This is a genomic window from Herbaspirillum sp. CF444, from assembly GCF_000282135.1.
Taxonomy (GTDB): domain Bacteria; phylum Pseudomonadota; class Gammaproteobacteria; order Burkholderiales; family Burkholderiaceae_D; genus Herbaspirillum.
On sequence record NZ_AKJW01000095.1, the window covers coordinates 1 to 17,643 of the forward strand.

At 62.6% G+C, this 17,643-nt stretch carries 13 protein-coding genes; 12 read left to right on the top strand and 1 reads right to left on the bottom strand.

Features of this window, described 5'->3' with window-relative positions; translation table 11 throughout:
* The 12 genes from PMI16_RS21605 to PMI16_RS21660 form a co-directional block, all read left to right on the top strand.
* A partial coding sequence (locus PMI16_RS21605; RefSeq protein WP_007883596.1) for an MmgE/PrpD family protein occupies positions 1 to 1,231 on the top strand: 1,231 nt, incomplete at its 5' end.
* A gap of 405 nt (positions 1,232 to 1,636) precedes the next feature.
* A complete protein-coding gene (locus tag PMI16_RS21610) occupies positions 1,637 to 2,134 on the top strand; it encodes a sigma-70 family RNA polymerase sigma factor (protein ID WP_007883597.1) in 498 nt (165 codons plus the stop codon).
* Positions 2,134 to 3,114 (top strand): FecR domain-containing protein, encoded by a 981-nt coding sequence (locus PMI16_RS21615; RefSeq protein ID WP_007883598.1) that lies wholly within the window; start codon positions 2,134 to 2,136, stop codon positions 3,112 to 3,114. Before PMI16_RS21610 ends, PMI16_RS21615 begins: the two co-directional genes overlap by 1 nt.
* Before the next feature lie 87 nt (positions 3,115 to 3,201).
* Complete coding sequence (locus tag PMI16_RS21620) at positions 3,202 to 5,724, top strand: TonB-dependent siderophore receptor (protein WP_007883599.1); 2,523 nt, start codon at positions 3,202 to 3,204, stop codon at positions 5,722 to 5,724.
* Positions 5,725 to 5,915: 191 nt separating this feature from the next.
* Positions 5,916 to 6,944 carry a 2,3-diaminopropionate biosynthesis protein SbnA gene (gene sbnA, locus PMI16_RS21625; protein ID WP_007883600.1) on the top strand — a complete coding sequence of 343 codons (1,029 nt, stop codon included), beginning with the start codon at positions 5,916 to 5,918 and terminating at the stop codon, positions 6,942 to 6,944.
* Positions 6,941 to 7,960 (top strand): 2,3-diaminopropionate biosynthesis protein SbnB, encoded by a 1,020-nt coding sequence (sbnB, locus tag PMI16_RS21630; protein WP_007883601.1) that lies wholly within the window; start codon positions 6,941 to 6,943, stop codon positions 7,958 to 7,960. Before sbnA ends, sbnB begins: the two co-directional genes overlap by 4 nt.
* 5 nt (positions 7,961 to 7,965) lie before the next feature.
* Positions 7,966 to 9,795: an IucA/IucC family protein gene (locus tag PMI16_RS21635; RefSeq protein ID WP_007883602.1), complete on the top strand. Its 1,830-nt coding sequence runs from the start codon at positions 7,966 to 7,968 to the stop codon at positions 9,793 to 9,795.
* Complete coding sequence (locus PMI16_RS21640) at positions 9,796 to 11,019, top strand: MFS transporter (protein WP_007883604.1); 1,224 nt, start codon at positions 9,796 to 9,798, stop codon at positions 11,017 to 11,019.
* Between the two features lie 11 nt (positions 11,020 to 11,030).
* A complete protein-coding gene (locus tag PMI16_RS21645) occupies positions 11,031 to 12,758 on the top strand; it encodes an IucA/IucC family protein (RefSeq protein ID WP_007883605.1) in 1,728 nt (575 codons plus the stop codon).
* A gap of 16 nt (positions 12,759 to 12,774) precedes the next feature.
* On the top strand, positions 12,775 to 14,568 hold the full coding sequence (locus PMI16_RS21650; RefSeq protein ID WP_007883607.1) for an IucA/IucC family protein: 1,794 nt from the start codon (positions 12,775 to 12,777) through the stop codon (positions 14,566 to 14,568).
* Positions 14,565 to 15,323 carry an HpcH/HpaI aldolase family protein gene (locus PMI16_RS21655; protein ID WP_007883609.1) on the top strand — a complete coding sequence of 253 codons (759 nt, stop codon included), beginning with the start codon at positions 14,565 to 14,567 and terminating at the stop codon, positions 15,321 to 15,323. The genes PMI16_RS21650 and PMI16_RS21655 overlap by 4 nt, the downstream gene beginning before the upstream one ends.
* Before the next feature lie 14 nt (positions 15,324 to 15,337).
* Positions 15,338 to 16,525 (top strand): type III PLP-dependent enzyme, encoded by a 1,188-nt coding sequence (locus tag PMI16_RS21660; protein WP_007883610.1) that lies wholly within the window; start codon positions 15,338 to 15,340, stop codon positions 16,523 to 16,525.
* A 48-nt stretch (positions 16,526 to 16,573) separates the two neighbouring features.
* Here the strand turns inward: PMI16_RS21660 and PMI16_RS21665 are convergent, their stop codons facing one another.
* Positions 16,574 to 17,302 (bottom strand): response regulator, encoded by a 729-nt coding sequence (locus PMI16_RS21665; protein ID WP_034381787.1) that lies wholly within the window; start codon positions 17,300 to 17,302, stop codon positions 16,574 to 16,576.
* Positions 17,303 to 17,643 lie beyond the last annotated feature (341 nt).

Here is a 17,643-nt window from a genome sequence, read left to right on the forward strand (position 1 = left end):
GGCCGTCGGCGGCCCCCGCCATGAAACGGTGGACATCGCGGTGTCCGCCCTGACGCCGTTCTCGGGTCCGGCGCAAGCCAGCCTGCTGGGCCGCTCCGAGCGCTTCGACATCATGAATGCGGCGTTCATCAACGGCGTCTCCAGCCATATTTTCGATTTCGACGACACCCACCTCAAGACCATCATCCACCCGGCCGGTCCGGTGGTGTCGGCCCTGCTGGCGCTGTCGGAATACCATCCGATATCGGGCAAGGATTTCCTCAACGCCGCCATCCTCGGCGTGGAAACCGAATGTCGCATCGGCAACGCGGTCTATCCGAACCACTACGACGTCGGCTGGCACATCACCGGCACCGCGGGCGTATTCGGCGCGGCGGCGGCGGCGGGCAAAGTGTTGGGACTGGACGAGCAAAAAATGGTCTGGGCATTGGGACTGGCGGCATCGCAGCCGGTCGGCCTGCGCGAATCCTTCGGCTCGATGAACAAGAGTTTCAACCCGGGCCGCGCAGCCAGCAACGGCTTGTTTGCCGCCCTCCTGGCCTCCAAGGGCTACACCAGCTCGGACGGCATGATCGAAGCCAGGCGCGGCTGGGCCAACACCATCAGCACCAAGCAGGATTACCGCGAAATCACCGAAGGCCTCGGCCAGCGCTACGAAGCGGCGCTGAACACCTACAAACCGTTCGCCTGCGGCATCGTGATCCATCCGGCGCTCGATGCTGCGATCCAGCTGCGCAATCAATACAAGCTGACGGCCGACCAGATCGCCGGCATCAGCCTGAAAGTGCATCCGCTGGTGATCGAGCTGACCGGCAAGAAGACGCCGCGCATCGGCCTGGAAGGCAAATTCAGCATCTACCATTCCGTCGCCGTAGCCATCATCGAAGGCGCGGCAGGCGAGCGCCAGTACAGCGACCGCGCCGTACAGGATTCGACCGTCATCGCCCTGCGCGACAAGGTGACGGCGATCATCGATCCGGCCATCAAACCCGAGCAGGTCGACATGACCATCACGCTCAAGGACGGCCGGACGCTGCACAAGTACATCGAGCACGCCATCGGCAGCCTGGAAGTGCCGATGAGCGATCAGCAGCTGGAAGCCAAATTCGCCGATCTGGTCAAAGGCATCCTGACCGATGCGCAGGCGCGCAAGTTGATGGACAGCTGCTGGAAAGTGGAGACGCTGAACAACGCGGGCGATATCGCCAGACTGGGAACCGTGCGGGCGTAATCAAAGCGGCTGGCGCATGCCCCGCCGGCAGCCACCAAACGCCTGTCGCAGATGGATGGAAAGCCGGCTTGGCGTCCGGCGCATCAGCCGCACCATGCCGCACATCAGCCTGACCAGCGGGGCGAGCCCGATCTCCGCACTGAAATACGCGGAAGTACAAGCGTTGCTGCATCGACACTGCATTGAAATCGTCTTAACGGACGTCCCTGTTTCATTATTTCCCAGCCCCCTTAACCGACGCCAGCCCCTCTCATCGAGAAGGCATGCATATCGGATCCGCTCAATTGCCATTCCGGCAAGAGCGCGTGCAGGCATGTTGCACAAATCAAATACTTCAAGTTATAGTGAGAACTATTCTCATTTAGTTCGAGTATCCAGTCGCTGTTCCCGGAATGGAAAACAATCATGTCCAACGCTGAAGCCCGACAACAGATAGGCGTGCTCTACAACGAGCATCACGGCTGGCTGGCTACCTGGCTGAGCCACAAACTGCATTGCAAGAATCTCGGCGCCGATCTGGCCCAGGATACCTTCCTGCGCATCCTCGGCGCGCGCCTGCCAGTGGACTTGCGCGAACCCCGCGCTTACCTGGCCACGATTGCCAAAGGCTTGCTCAGCAATTATCTGCGCCGCAAGAAACTTGAAGAAGCTTATCTGGATGCCCTGAGCGCGATGCCGGAACCGATACAACCGTCGCCGGAAGAGCGCCTGCAGGTATTGGAAACGCTGGCCGAAATCGACCGCATCCTCGACAGCCTGCCGGCCAAGGCCAAGCAGGTATTCCTGCTGGCCCAGCTCGACGGACTGGCGTACGCCGATATCTGCGCCATCCTCAATCTCTCGCTGAGCACCGTCAAGCGCCATATGGTGCTGGCCTTCCGCCAGTGCCTGGCCGCGCTGTAGTGGCACAGACCGCAGTGCGCGGCGCGTACGCCGATACCGCGATTCCCGACGAGATACTCAATGAAGCCGCGACCTGGCTCATGGAATTGCACGAAGGTCCGTTGAGTCCCGGCCAACGGATGCATCTGGTGCAATGGCGACAACGCAGCCCGGAACATGAACGCGCGTGGGAAAAAGCCAGCGTGTTGCTGGAAAAATTCGGCACGCTGCCGCCTTCCGGCATCCAGGCGCTCAAACAAACCGCCCTGCCCGAGCGACGCAAAGCGGTCAAGGTGCTGGCGGCGCTGATGCTGGCGCCCGCAGCCTGGATCACGTATCGCGCGGTGCCCTGGCTGTCCCACGAAGGGCGCTACGACACCGCCGTCGGCGAGCGCCTCGACATCGTGCTCGGCGATGGCAGCAACGTCAGCCTCAATACCAATACGCAGATTGATGTCAGTTTCAGCAATACCGAACGCGTCGTCCAACTTCGACGCGGCGAGATCATGATTACCACGGCCAAAGACCAGGCCCGGTCGCCGCGTCCCTTCCTGGTGGCGGTCAACGAAGGGAAGATACGCGCGCTGGGCACGCGCTTCACGGTCCGGCAGCAGGAGCGCAGCAGCCAGGTCGCCGTGTTCGAAGGCGCGGTGGAAATCACGCCGCGCGATTGTCCCTCGGCCGGCACGGTCATGCCAGCCGGGAAGCAGTCGATGTTCTCCGCCACGCAAGTCGGTGCCGCCATGCCCTGCGACGACGCTGCTGCGGCCTGGACCAGCGGCATGCTGATTGCCGATCGCATGCCGATGTCGCAATTCATCGCCGAACTCAGCCGCTATCGCAGCGGCTCCTTGCAGTACGACGCCGAGGTCGCCCAGCTGGCGGTGTCCGGCGTATTCCCGCTGGCCGACACCGGTTTCACACTGTCCTTGCTCGAACAAACCATGCCGGTGCGCATCCAATATTTCACCCGCTACTGGGTACGCGTATTGCCGCGTTAAAAAATATTTTCACGAAACTGAGCCTTTTTCGATACTCGCGGGGCATATCAGATAAGAACAACAAATCTGATTCTCGAAAGGCTAGTCATGAATCCTCATCAGGAAAATACGCGATCACAGGGGAAGGCAATCTCGCGTAGCGGAACCGGCGCGCTCATCTTCAGGCAATCCGCCCTGTCGATGGCGATCAAATGCATCGCGGCCTCGCTGACATGGTCGGCGCTGACGCATGCGCCGATGGCGCAGGCCGCGGATGCGACCGACGACGTCCGTGCCTATAGCATACCGGCGGGCCCGCTCAACCAGGCGCTGTCCGGATTCGCCGCGCGCGCCGGTGTGCCGCTATCGTACGACGGCCGTTTGCTGGAGGGGAAAACCAGCAAGGGCCTGAACGGCAGTTTTTCCGTCAACGACGGCTTCAATCAACTGCTCGACGGCAGCGGCCTGCAAGCGCAACGCCTGCCCAATGGCGGCGTCACGCTGAAGACGCTGACACCGGTCGACAATGCCCGCGCCGGTGGCGATGGGCAACAGCTGCAATCCATTGAAGTCAGCGCACAACGCACCAACAGCAAGCTCATCCGCCCGACACGGCAGAGCACGGTGGTCGAACGCGAAGAACTCAATGAACTGCGCCAGGCCTCCGACAGCCTCGCGACCGTGCTCAGCAAGGTGGTGCCGGGCATGGCCGACTCCAGCCACACCATCACCGACTACGGCCAGACGCTGCGCGGCCGCAATACCCTGGTGCTGGTGGACGGCATTCCGATCAACACCAATCGCGACTCGGCGCGCAACATGGCCACGCTCAACATGACCAGCATCGACAAAGTCGAAGTCTTGCGCGGCAGCAGCGCCATCTATGGCGCCGGCGCCAGCGGCGGCATCATCGCCGTGACCACGCGCCCTGCCGGCGGCGAACCGTACGCGGAAACCACGTTCTCGCTCAAGTCGCCGCTCTCGCGCCTCGGCAGCGACGGCCTCGGCGGCGAAATCAATCACTTCATGTCCGGTTCCAGCGGCGTGGTCGACTACGCCCTCAATCTCGGCCTGCAGCATATCGGCGCTTCCTACGACGGCAAAGGCAACCGCATTGCGCCCGAACCCAGCCAGGGCGACCTGTTCGACAGCAACAATTACACTTTCGGCGGCAAGCTCGGCTTTCGCATCGATCGCGATCAGCGCCTGCAATTTTCCGCCAGCCGCTACGTCGCCGAACAGGACAGCAACTACGGCTCGAATCCCGCTGTCGCCAGCCTGCCGGCCGGATCTGCAGTAGCCTTGCCGCTCAACGGCCTGCAACTGGCAAACCAGAACCAGATCAAGAACACGCTGCTCAGCGTCGACTACCAGCACAAGGATTTCTTCGGTAGCGCGCTGTCGACGCAACTCTACTATCGCGACTACTTCACGCGCTTCACGCCTTTCGACGCGCGCGCCGTCTCGACGCGCGGCAACAATGTCGACCAGGTCATGCAGAACTCCAAAGTGTTCGGCGGGCGCGCCACGCTCGACACGCCATTGACGGAAAACACCAAGTTATTGTGGGGCATGGATTTCAATCAGGAACGCAGCGACATGCCTGACGACATTTTCAACCCTACCGCCTACGACGCCAGCGGTGGGATTGTTTTCCAAAGGACCGGCACGCTGATGTACATGCCGCCGCTGACCACGCGCAGCATCGGCACCTTCGGACAACTGCAATACAAGCTCAATGAGCAATGGGCATTCGAAGGCGGCCTGCGCTACGAGCGCGCCAACGCCAGTTATGACAATTTCGTTCCCTTGTCGCAAAGCCGCGCCGCCAGCCCGCAACAGGTCAAGGGCGGCTCGGTTTCTTACGGCGCCTGGCTGGCCAATCTCGGCGCAGTATTCAAACCGGTCAAGGGACACGAGATTTACGGCTCGTTCAGCCAGGGTTTCCAGCTGCCCGACATCGGCCTGCAAATCCGCAACGCCACCCCGGCATTCAATATCGGCTCATCGTCGCTGGAACCGGTCAAGACCAACAACTATGAACTCGGCTGGCGCGGCGCTTTCGGCAATACGCTGGGCACGCTGGCGGTGTTTTACACCACCTCAAAACTGGGCGATGTGCAAAGCTTCAACAATGGCCTGATCCTGACGCGCACGGCGGAAAAGATCGTCGGCGTCGAAGCCGGCGTCGACTATCTGCCGGAGGACACCGCATGGGGCGGCGGCGCCACCTTCACCATGATGTGGGGTCGCGAAACGCCGCAAGGAAGCAACAGCGACCAGATCATGACCGGCTATCGCATCCCGCCGATGAAGATCACGACGTATGTGCAATACAAACCAGGCAGCAACTGGAGCAATCGCCTGCAAGCCACCTATTACGCTTCGCGCGACTACCGGCTCAGCGGCCAGACCAGCTTCGGCCGCCGCGAAGTCGGCAGCTATACGACGCTTGATCTGATCAGCCGCTACCAGATAACGCCGAAAGACAGCGTCACGCTCGGCATCGAAAACCTGCTCAATCGCTATTACCTTCCGGCCTACAGCCAGCTCATGCGCAACAGCAACAACACCAGCCGCTTGCCCGGAACCGGTGCAGTCCTGAACCTCAGCTACAGCCATCGCTGGTAATACCGGCAACACTGCAATATGCAATAAGCAGGCAGCAGCTCCCTGACAAGGTCCTGCGCCTTCCCTCTCCACCATTCACGCGCGTCGACTGAACAGGCGCGAGCAACATTTTTTGCAGGCGTCATTTCATGTCAAATAGTTAATACGAATCATTATTATTTTTATTTAAACAAGATTAAAAAGGAAATCCCATGGTTATCCAAAGCATCTTGGAACATGTCGGCGAGACGCCGATCGTACAACTCTCGCGCATGTTCCGGCATTCGCCCCACCGGGTCTACGCCAAACTGGAGTTGCTCAATCCCGCCGGCAGCGTCAAGGACAGGCCGGCGCGCTACATCATAGAACGCGGCCTGGCCGACGGCTCCATCCGGCCAGGTGCGCGCATCGTCGAAAGTTCATCCGGCAACCTGGCCATCGCGCTGGCCATGGTGTGCCGCATCCACGGCTTGTCGTTCACCGCGGTGGTCGATCCGAAGATCTCCACCACCAACCTGCAAATCATCCGCTGCTACGGCGCCGATATCCAGATGGTGTCCGAGAAGGACAGCCAGGGCGGTTATCTGGAAACCCGCATCCGGCGCGTCAAGCAATTGCTGCTGGAAGATCCGCAAGCAGTCTGGATCAACCAGTATGCCAACGAGCGCAACTGGCAAAGCCATTACTACGGCGAAGGCCAGGAAATCCTGCACCAGATGGAGCAGGCGCCCGACTACCTGGTGCTCGGTGTCAGCACCTCGGGCACCTTGCATGGCATTGCGCGCCGCCTGCTGGAGAAATGGCCGGCGCTGAAAGTGGTCGGCGTCGACGCCGTCGGCTCGGTGCTCTTCGGCACGCCGCCCGGCACGCGCGAATTGCCGGGCATCGGCGCGAGCCGGGTGCCGGAATTGCTCAGGCGCGACGAAATCCCGCAATGCATCCACATCGACGACTACGAATCCGCCGTCGCCTGCCGCCAACTGGTCGAGTGCGAAGGCATCTTCGCCGGCGGATCCTCCGGCTCCGTCATGGCCGCCATCCAGCGCTTGTGCGCCGGCCTGCAACAACCCTCGCGCATCCTCACCGTATTGCCGGACCGCGGCGATCGCTACCTCGACACCGTCTACGACGACGCCTGGCTGCAACGCATGCAGCAGCGCCATGTGCAACGCACCCAGCCGGAACGCATCGCCCCTGCCTTCACAATCACCGACCTCCCCCTGATAGGACAAGCCGTATGAACAATTCCGCACCTTCCCTGCTGTACCTGAGCCGCGCCGACCTCGCCTCCCTCGGCGGCGGCAGCTCGCAACCGTATGTCGACGCCATCCACGACGGCCTCGCCGCGCACGCGCGCGGCGAATATGTCCAACCGCTCAAACCCTATCTGCGCTGGCCCGGCGCCGACCACATCGCCGACCGCATCATCGCCATGCCATGCTATGTCGGCGGCGAACAACCTGTCGCCGGCCTCAAGTGGATCGGCAGCCGCCAGCACAATCCCGCCAGTTTCGGCAGGGAGCGCGCCAGCGCCGTCATCGTGCTCAACGACGCCCAGACCAATTACCCGATCGCGCTCATGGAAGGCGGCCTGATCAGCGGCATGCGCACCGCGGCGATCACCGCCGTGGCGACGCGCTACCTGGCGCGCCAGGGTTTCACCGATGTCGCCTGCATCGGTTGCGGCCCGATCGGACGCATGCAAATCCAGTCGCTGCTGGAGCAATTCCCCGGCATCGCCAGGCTGCATCTTTTCGATTTATCGCACACCTCGGCGGCGGCCATGGCGGCCACTTGGTCGGAACAATATCCGCATGTCGAATTCCTGCCCGCGACCTCGGCGGAAGCTGCCGTGCGCGCCGCCGACGTGGTGGTGACCGCCACCGTGACCGACACCCCTTACCTGCCGTTCGACTGGCTCAAACCGGGCAGCTTCGTCAGCAACGTCTCGATCATGGACGTGCACAAGGACGTCTACGAAAAGGCCGACAAAGTCATCGTCGACGATTGGGACCAATCCAACCGCGAGAAAAAAATCATCAACCAGTTGGTGCTGGAAGGTCGCTTCAGCCGTGAACAGCTGCATGCCGAACTCGGCGAAATCGTCATCGGCGAACGCCCCGGCCGCGAAAACGATGAAGAAATCATCTTGCTCAATCCCATGGGCATGGCGCTCGACGACCTCGTCTGCGCGCGGCATTTCTATCACCTCGCGCTGGCCAACAAGGTTGGGACATCCTTGCCGCTCTACGGATAAACGCCATGCCGATTCCACTCAGACAGGAATTTCCGCGCACCTCCGACCTGCCTCATCCTTGCGCACCCGTCGTCGCCCTGTTGCAAGACCTGATCGACGCCTTGTGGCTGGAACAGCTATACGACTTCCGCCGGCACTGCAGCTTTGCCGCGGCTGCGGGCACTGACCGGCAGGTGCTCCGCGTCAGCCTCGGCGATGGCCGCCGCCTGCAATTCGCAGGAAGCAGGCTGGACGGCCTGCGTCCGTTCCGTCTGGCGGCGCAGGCGCCGGTATTGCTGACCGCAGAGGACGACGCAGACGGCACCCCCTTGTCGGCCGAAGCAACCGTCGTGCAATTGCAAAGTGCCGCGTGGTGGCAAGACCGGTCCGGACGCTTCCTGCATTTTTTCCTGCTGTCGCAACAGCAGGCGCTGGACACTGCCGCCTGCGAACCTGCGATCGCGGCGGCCCTGCAGCAAGCACCGGCGCAACTGCTGCATTGGGAACGCCTGAGCTGCCTGAAAGACCGCCCCTTCCACCCACTGGCGCGCGCCAAGGACTGGGGTGGCGACGACCAGGTCGCCGCCTACCTGCCGACCGCAATGACGCCGTTTGCGCTGACCTGGATCGCGGCGCCGCGCACACGACTGCGCAGCACTGCCGACCATCGCGGCCAGCCGCTCGCCGCCGCCGTGCTGGACGCCGCCCAGCTCACACGTTTGCATCGGGCGGCGCAAGACCGGCAGGCCGATGGCGACGCCTGGCTCTGGCTACCGGTGCATCCCTGGCAATGGCGCACGCTGCAAGCGCAGCAATCCGAACTCATCACCGATTGCATCCTGCTCGGCAACGATTTCGGCTGCGCGGCGCCGACCGCTTCCTTGCGCTCGCTGGCGCTACCGCAGCATGAGCATGTGCATCTGAAACTCGCGCTGTCGGTCAACACCCTCGGCGCCATCCGTACGCTGCCGCCACGCTACCTGCACAATGCCGACGCTGCGGCCGCCTGCCTGGAGACGCTGAAGGCAGACGATCCCTGGCTCGCGGCGCACCTGCAGCTGTGCGATGAAAGCCAGTGGTGGGCCAGGAGCACGGGCAATATGGACGATGCGGACGATGCCGAATTCATCCGCAATCGGGGCGAGCTGGCTTGCCTGGTCCGGCGTTATCCGGCGTTGCCGCAGCGCCTGTTCATACCGATGGCGGCGTTGCCGGCATGCCTCGCCGATGGCGCGCTGCCGGCATTCGATTACCTGCTCGGCGTCGGTGATGCCGGCGCCGAGCAAGCATGGAAATTGTTTGGCGATATCGCCGCGCTGCTGATCGGCCTCGGCCTGCGCTGCGTCGCCAAGGGCGTCATGCCCGAACTGCACGGCCAGAATGTCTTGCTGGTATGCCGCGGTGCCGAGATCGAAGCCTTGCTGCTGCGCGACCACGACACCCTGCGCATCTGCCCGCCCCAGCTGCGCCGCCACGGTCTCGGCGTGCCGGCCTATCGCATCGACCGCAGCACGCCGAACACGCTGGAGCTCGACGGCATCGAAGAACTGCTGGCCTATTTCCAGACGCTGGCAATCGAAGTCAACCTGTATGCCGTACTGGCGGCGCTGGCGCAACGCCATGGCGATACCGAAGCGCGCGGCTGGCGCATCGTCCGCGACGCCATCACGGCCGCGCTGGCGGAGGTAAGCATGGCCGCAGCCGATACCGCACTGCTGCGCAAGCGCTTGCTGGAACAGGAACAATGGCCCTTCAAGCAAGTACTGGCGCCGTTGCTGGAACGGGAAAGCTTCGGCACCGGCATGCCCAGCAAGATGGGGACGATCGCCAATCCGCTTCTGAACGGAGCAGACTGAATGCGCTGGCTCCACCTCGCACCGCAAGGGCGCAACCTGATGCTGCTGCTGATTTGCCAGACCGTCACCACGCTCGGCATGATGACCGTGGTGCCGGTCATGCCGCTGTATGTTGCTTCACTGTCGCAAGCCGGTGCCTGGGCCGATCCGGTCGCGGTGATGCGCTGGAGCAGCCTGGCGCTGGCCGCACCCGGGCTCGGCACACTGTGTTGCGCACCCTTTGCAGGACGTTTCTGCGACCGCTTCGGCTATCGCCGCATGCTGCTGCTGTCGCTGATCGCCTTCGTCGCCAGCATGCTGCTCATGGCGTTGAGCACGGGACTTGCCACTTTCATCGCCGGACGCCTGCTGCAAGGCGTGAGCACCATCGGCCTGATCTTGACGGCATTCATCGCGCGCATCAGCAACGACAGCGTACGCGGCCGCAATTTCGGTTTGCAGGAAAGCGCCATCGCCGCCGGCGCCTTGCTCGGTCCGGTGCTGGGAGGCGTCATGCTCGACTACTGGTCCTTGCGCCCGATGTTGTTTGCCAGCGCACTGCTGACCGGTCTGGCCGGAGCGCTATTGTGGAGCCGCACGCAAGAGCCCGCCGCATCGGCAACGCAAGCGGCAACCGTCGCCGATTTCCAGGGCTTGCGCAGCATCCTGCGTCACCGCGACCTGCGCTGCTGGATGCTGGCCGCCTGCCTGGCGCAAGCGGCCGGCTTTGCCATGCTCACCGTGTTTGCGCTGTTCATCCCCGCGCGCTTCCCCGCACTCGACACGCCGGGCAGTGCGATCGGCCTGCTGCATGCACTGGGCTGGCTCGCCACCATGTTGGCGGGACCGCTGTGGGGACGCCTCAACGATCGCGGCGATGCACGGCGTCACTTCCTGCTTGCCGCCGCCGGCTGCGCCTTGTCGAGCGCCTTGCTGATGAGCTGCACGCAATTGTGGATGGTGGCGCTGTTGCGCCTGGCCCAGGGCGCCTGCTATGCGGCATTGACGCAATCCATGCTGCTGGCCTGCCTGCGTCAGTTGCCGTCCTCGGCCAACGGCCACTTCACCGGCCTGGGCCGCAGCTTCATGGTGGTCGGACAGTTGCTCGGCCCCTTGCTGGTGATTCTCTTTGCATCGCTGCTGCCGCCGCAACACCTGCTGTGGCTGGTGGCCCTGCTGTTCGTCTCGGCCGGCCTGCTGGTCTGGCGTCCGGGCCGCAACGCCCGGCATTCCCAACAAATTTAGCGAGGACTTCCATGTCTCATCATGACCAACAAACGGCCGGCATAGAACGCCGCCTGGCCGAGCAATACCTCAACACCTATTGCCGCGAAACCGCGCACCCCGATCCGCGCATTGATGCCTGCGCCCCCGCGGATGAGGCGCTCATGCCGCACTGCGCAACATGGCGCCAGCAAGGGCTGATGCCGTTCGTGGTCGACTTGCCGGGCAGCGCTACACGGCTGGCCGGCGCCTTCAGCCATTTTTCGCCGGTCGGCTATCATCGCCTCGCCAGCGAATTGTGGGTGCAGCAATCCGGCCATTGGCGACGCATGGACGACGTCGCCGATCTGTCCGACCTGATCGCCGCGGCGCTGACCGCAGCCAGCCCCTCGCCATCCGGCGCGACGCACAACCAGGCGCGTTTGCAAGCGCTGATGCGCAACAGCATCGCCAAAGTCAGGCGTTTTCATCAAGCCCCCGCGGCGCATGACCGACCTGACTATGTAGCGTCCGAACAGGGGCTGCGTTTCGGCCATGTATTCCACGTCACCTCCAAAGCCTCGGACGGTTTCAGCGAAGCCGACTTGTGCGCCTACGCGCCGGAACTCGGCGCCTCGTTCCAATTGCACTACTTTGCGGTACGCTCCGACCTGCTGGACATGCAGACCATCGATCACAAAGCGGTGCCGATCGACCCTGCCGCCATGCATTTCGCCGAAGCCCTGCTCAGGGACGGTGAATATCGGTTGCTGCCCAGTCATCCCTGGCAGGCGCAATACCTGCTCGGACTGGACAACGTCGGCATGCTGGTGCGCGACGGTGCGCTGATTTCTCTCGGGCCGCTGGGAGAAAGAGTGTGGCCGACTTCATCGGTACGCACGGTCTGGCTGCCGCAGCAAAACCTGTTCTTCAAACTGTCGCTCAACATCCGCATCACCAACTTCGTGCGCAACAACCCCGACGAGCATGTCGCGCGCGCACTCGACGCCAGCATTGCCCTGGGCTTGTTGCCGGCGGCCCGGGTGCGACAAGAGCATTTCCGCATCCTCCAGGAGATCGGCAGCGAAACGCTGAAGGTGCCCGACAAGGAATTGCGCGCCGCCTGCGCCGTCATCTATCGCCAGGCCATGACGCAGGAAGAAGCGCAGGACGTGCATCTGGCGGCAGCCCTGCTGGAAGAATCCGCGCTCGGCGACATCCCGCTGCGGGCGTTGCTGCAGCAAGCCGCCGGCGACCGCGCGCCGGACGCCGACCTGCTGCGGCGCTGGTGGCGACGCTACCTCGACGTCAGCTTGTTGCCGATGCTGGAGTTGTTCGCCGACTACGGCATCAGCCTGGAAGCACACCTGCAGAATTCCCTGATCGGCTTCAAGGACGGTTGGCCGAACTGCGGCTATGCGCGCGACATGGAGGGTACTTCGATCAGCCGCCAGCGTTTTCCCTTCCTTGCCCGGCTGGATCCGGCCAGTCCGGCCTTGTATGACGAAGCGCAAGCCTGGCACCGCTTCCAGTACTACGTACTGGTCAACCATATCGGCCACGTCGCCGCCTGCCTGGCGCGGCTGGGCCCGTGCGACGAAGCCAGCCTGTGGCGCGACGCCGTGCAAAGCCTGCGCGGCTGCAAGGCGAGCGCGCTGGCGCTGGTGGAAACCCTGCTGCAACAAGCAACCTTGCCGGTCAAGGCCAACATGTTGAGCAGCTTTCATCAACAGGGCGAGACGCCTTCCTGGATCGCCATTCCCAATCCTTTGAAAAACTAAGCGCATGTCACCTTCCATGTCTCCCTCCTCTTATCAAAACCTGATCGTCAGTCCCGCCTATCGCCAGGCCAGCCGCCGCGTGCTGCGCCAGTTGCTTGAAGCGCTGCTGTTTGAACATGCGCTGGCCGATGTCGATATCCGCAACGGCGAGCTCCAGCTGAACGGTCGCGACCATCAAGGCGCCGGCATCGCCTACCGTTGCACGGTGCGCAGCACCTTCAGTTTCGCGCGCATCCGCGTGCTCAGCCCGCTCATGCGCACCGGCGCCGACGGCAGCGTTGCAGAAGCCGGCGATCCGGCCTTGTTCCTGACCGAAATTGCGGCGCTGCTCAATGCCGACCCGCTGCGCTTGCAGCAATTCGCCGCCGAGTTGCTGGCGACCCAGATCAAGGATGCGCAAACCTTGCACGCACGTAGTGGCGGCAGCGTGTTGCGCGGCGCCCCTTACGATCGCCTGGAAGCACGCCTGACCGATAGCCATCCCTACCATCCGAGCTACAAATCGCGGCTCGGCTTCACCCTGACCGACAATGCGGCATACAGCCCCGAAATCGCCGAGGCGGTCCGTCCCCTGCTGATCGCCGTGTTGCGTACGCGCGCACGCGCAGCGTTCGGCAACGGCATTGCCGCTGCCGGCGAAAGCAAATACCTCCTGCATGAAGCCGACTACCGCCAGTTCTGTGCCGAACTGGAGCGGCGCGGCGCATCGCCTGACGACTACCTGCCTTTGCCGGTGCATCCCTGGCAATGGGATGAAATCATCGCCCCCGGATATCACCAGGCGCTTGCCGGCGGCGAACTGCATTTGCTGGGACAACTGCAGGAACAATACCTGCCGCAGCAATCGATACGCACGCTCGGCAGCATGGGCGCGCCGCAACGTCCTTCGCTGAAACTGGCGATGAACCTGGTCAACACCTCGACCTCGCGCGTGCTGGCGCCGCACACCGTGCAAAACGCAGCGCCGATCAGCGACTGGCTGCAAGACCTGGTGCGCGCCACCGACTGGCCGCAACCGATGAAACAACCGGTGATCCTGCGCGAAATTGCCGGCGTCAGCTACACCCAACAAGCGCCTGCCGCAGCCCAGTACGGCGCGCTGTCCTGCATCTGGCGAGAAAGCATCCACCAGCATCTGACGCCGCCGGAACAGGCCGCCCCGATGACCGCCCTGCTGCACATCGATGGCGACGGCCGCCCGTACATCGAGCCATGGATAGCCCTGCATGGCCCCGCCCATTGGTTGCAGACGCTGATCGAGCGTGCCTGGTTGCCGGTCCTGCATCTGCTGTGGACACATGGCGCCGCGCTGGAATCTCACGCGCAAAACATGCTGCTGTTGCATGTGGACGGCTTGCCCGAGCGCGTGGCGCTGAAGGATTTTCACGACGGCGTGCGCTTCAGCCCGGCCTTGCTGTCCGGCCCGCCGCCAACCTTGACGGCGCCGCCTGCAGAACATGCACGCGTCAATCCCAACTCTTTTATCCAGACCGACGACGCCAATGAGTTGCGCGACTTCACCTTCGACGCGCTGTTCTTCGTCAACCTGGCCGAACTCGCCTGGCTCTTCGAACGCTGCTACGACTTCCCGCAAACCCGCTTCTGGGACATCGTCGCCGACGTGCTGCGCCGACATCAGCAAGCGCATCCGCAGCAAGCTGCCCGCTATGCGCTGTTCGATTGTTTCGCGCCGCAAGTCGATATCGAATTACTGGCCAGCCGGCGCTTCCAGCCCGAAATCCGCCTGCGCACCAGGGCCGCGCCCAATCCGCTGGCGCAGGCCGGCCGCAGCCGGGAAAGCGCGGCATGACGTCGCTCAAAAACCGGCTGGCCTTGCCGTCGCCGCTGTTCGGCCTGTTCTGCTCGACGCCGGCGGCGCTGACCGTGGAGCTGATCGCCGCCGCCGGCTACGACTTTCTGATCATCGATCTGGAACACACGCTGATCGGCCCCGAGCAGCTCGCCGCCATGTTGATGGCGGCGCGTGCGAGCAACATCTCGGCGCTAGTCAGAGTCGCCGCCATGCACCAGGCGGTGCAGGCACTCGACAACGGCGCCGAAGGCATCGTGTTCGCGCGCGTCCGTTCGGCCGCGCAAGCGCTCGACGCGGTGCGCGCCTGCCACTATGCCCCGCGCGGACAACGCGGGCTCAACAGCACCTGGCACAGCGCCTATGGACGCGAAGACCTGAGCGAAACCATGCGCAGCATGAGCCATGAAACGCTGGTGATTGCGATGATTGAAGATGTCGAGGGCTTGGCGCAGGTCGACGCCATTGCCGCGGTCGAAGGCATCGATGTGCTGATGGAAGGCGCGGCCGATCTGTCCCAGTCGCTCGGGCTGCCATGGCAAACCCGCCATCCGCGCGTGCGCGCCGGCGTCAGCGCCATGCAGTCGGCGACGACGCGACACGGCAAGGCGTTCTGTGCATTGCCGCGCGCGCAGGAAGATTTCGATGCCGCAATACGGCAGCAGGTGCGCCTGTTCATCCTCGGCGACGAGCGCGGCATCAGCCGGCGCGCCATGAGCGCCCACCTGGCGCAACACAAACCCACCTTCGGATAGAAAGACCGGACACTATGCGCGAACAATTGGCATTCGACTATATCCATTCCCAGAGCACGCCCGCCTGCGCCTACCTGTACGACCTGCCGCACCTGCAGGAGCGCGCGCAGCGTCTGCACCAGGCGCTGCCGCCGCAATGCAAACTGTTCTACGCCATCAAGGCCAACAGCGATGCGCCCATCCTCGACACACTGAAGAATCGCCTGGACGGCTTTGAGGTTGCCTCCCTCGGCGAAATCGCCAAGGTGCGCGCAGTCGATCATAAAGCCCCCATCATTTTCGGCGGTCCCGGCAAGACCGATGCGGAACTGGAAGGCGCGCTGGCCCAGAACGTCATGCTGATCCACATTGAAAGCGAACATCAATTGCGCCGCTTGGACTGGATTGCCGGCCGGCGCCGGCAGGCAGCGCGCATCCTGTTGCGCGTCAATCCGGCCGGCTTGCCGGGCGATGCGCAGGCGACGTTGCGCATGGGCGGCCAGGCCACGCAGTTCGGCATCGATGAAGCGCAAATCCCGGCAATGATGGAACTGAGCCTGAGCCTGCCCAATATCAAGCTGGAAGGCCTGCATATCCACTCGCTGTCCAACAATCTGAATGTCGCCGACCATCTGGTGCTGGTGCGTCACTACCTGGAGCTGGCCCAGGCATGGCAAGAACGCTACCGGGTGCGTTTTTCCTGGCTCAATGTCGGTGGCGGCATCGGCGTCAACTACAGCGATCCGGCCGCGCAATTCTCATGGGAGTCGTTCTGTCGCGGCCTGAGCGAACTGCTGGCGCAGCATCGTCCGGATTTCAAGCTGATCTTCGAATGCGGTCGTTACATCAGTGCAGATTGCGGTTGCTATGTCAGCGAAGTGATCGACGTCAAAACCACGCACGGCAAGAACTTCGCCATCCTGCGCGGTGGCTCGCATCACTTCCGGCTGCCGGCGTCCTGGCAACACAATCATCCGTTCACGGTGTTCCGGCGTGAAGACTGGCGTTACCCGTTTGCGCGTCCCGGCGTCAGCGACGCCGAAGTCACCATCTGCGGCGAACTGTGCACCCCCAAAGACACGCTGGCGCGCGACGTCTACGTGGCGCAATTACGCGCTGGTGACTGCCTGGTATTCACGCTTGCGGGTGCTTACGGCTGGCATATTTCTCACCACGACTTTCTTAGTCACCCGCATCCTGAGCGGCATTACCTGCGGAGCTGAAGCGCCATATCCGATCGGGATAAGACTTTGTCGCGCCAAGCGTCTTTCTTATTGCTGCTGCGAGGCAGCATCCAGGCGATATCCAACGCCGCGGATTCCCATGAGCAAATGGGCCGCCCCCACCTGTCCCAGTTTTTTTCTCAGGTTGCTGACATGACTATCTACCGTGCGATCCAGCGGGTCGCTTTCCGAAAGACAGGCGTCTATCAATTCGCTGCGCGAGAAAACGCGCATGGGAGCGCGCGCCATGTGTGCCAGAAATCGGAATTCCGTCAGCGTTAACGCCAGCAAGATCTTTTCCTCTTGCCGTGTGACGTATGCCACGTGACTTTGCAAGTCAATGTGCAATGCGCCGATACGCAGAATCTCCGCTTGCACATTTTTGTTCGTGCGCCTGAGAACGGCGCGGACCCGGGCTGCGACCTCGGCTGGATTGAATGGCTTCACGACATAGTCGTCGGCGCCGACTCTCAGGGCCATCAACTTGTCGATATCCTGATCAAGCGCCGTCAGCATGATGATCGGGATATGGCTGTGAGTCCGAATCTGCGACAGCACCGACCATCCGTCGACATTGGGCATTTTTACATCCAGCAAGATCAAATCCGGCTTCAATGTCTTATATAACTCAAGAGCGACCGCGCCATCCCTGGCATGGACCGTACGCAGGCCTTCTCGTACGAGATAAGCATCAAGGATAGAGGCTATTTCGGATTCGTCCTCGGCAATCAAAATGAGGAAATTCGACGTATCCTCCCGAGTTGATTGCCGGTACATCGTTGAGCCGATTTTTAGTGCGTCGTTCTTTCCTGCCATCGAATATCCCCGGATTCAGTCGATTAAAATGTTACCCCCGCATGACTAGAACTCATTTCATAAATAGGCGTGAGATGCGTTCTTCCCAGAAAGGGTGCTGGCAAGACGTGCGACGCGTCGTGTGCCGAGGCACACGCAAGGAGCACAACGCGGCCAGCGCCCTTTCTGGGAAGAACCCGGAGGGAACGGCCTTTTTGGGCGAATTGCCGCGTTACGAATCGGGGTCAAGACGCCCAGTCTTGACCCCGATTCGCGCCTTGCACTTCATCCCAAACAGGGTAAGCTCGCACTCACGCCTATTT

What these genes read in the sequence shown, in the direction of transcription:
- PMI16_RS21635 (WP_007883602.1), top strand. Translation starts at nt 7,966, where the DNA reads ATGCCGATTCCACTCAGACAGGAATTTCCGCGCACCTCCGACCTGCCT.
- PMI16_RS21645 (WP_007883605.1), top strand. Translation starts at nt 11,031, where the DNA reads ATGTCTCATCATGACCAACAAACGGCCGGCATAGAACGCCGCCTGGCC.
- sbnA (WP_007883600.1), top strand. Translation starts at nt 5,916, where the DNA reads ATGGTTATCCAAAGCATCTTGGAACATGTCGGCGAGACGCCGATCGTA.
- PMI16_RS21650 (WP_007883607.1), top strand. Translation starts at nt 12,775, where the DNA reads ATGTCTCCCTCCTCTTATCAAAACCTGATCGTCAGTCCCGCCTATCGC.
- sbnB (WP_007883601.1), top strand. Translation starts at nt 6,941, where the DNA reads ATGAACAATTCCGCACCTTCCCTGCTGTACCTGAGCCGCGCCGACCTC.
- PMI16_RS21620 (WP_007883599.1), top strand. Translation starts at nt 3,202, where the DNA reads ATGAATCCTCATCAGGAAAATACGCGATCACAGGGGAAGGCAATCTCG.
- PMI16_RS21610 (WP_007883597.1), top strand. Translation starts at nt 1,637, where the DNA reads ATGTCCAACGCTGAAGCCCGACAACAGATAGGCGTGCTCTACAACGAG.
- PMI16_RS21640 (WP_007883604.1), top strand. Translation starts at nt 9,796, where the DNA reads ATGCGCTGGCTCCACCTCGCACCGCAAGGGCGCAACCTGATGCTGCTG.
- PMI16_RS21655 (WP_007883609.1), top strand. Translation starts at nt 14,565, where the DNA reads ATGACGTCGCTCAAAAACCGGCTGGCCTTGCCGTCGCCGCTGTTCGGC.
- PMI16_RS21665 (WP_034381787.1), bottom strand. Translation starts at nt 17,302, where the DNA reads ATGTACCGGCAATCAACTCGGGAGGATACGTCGAATTTCCTCATTTTG.
- PMI16_RS21660 (WP_007883610.1), top strand. Translation starts at nt 15,338, where the DNA reads ATGCGCGAACAATTGGCATTCGACTATATCCATTCCCAGAGCACGCCC.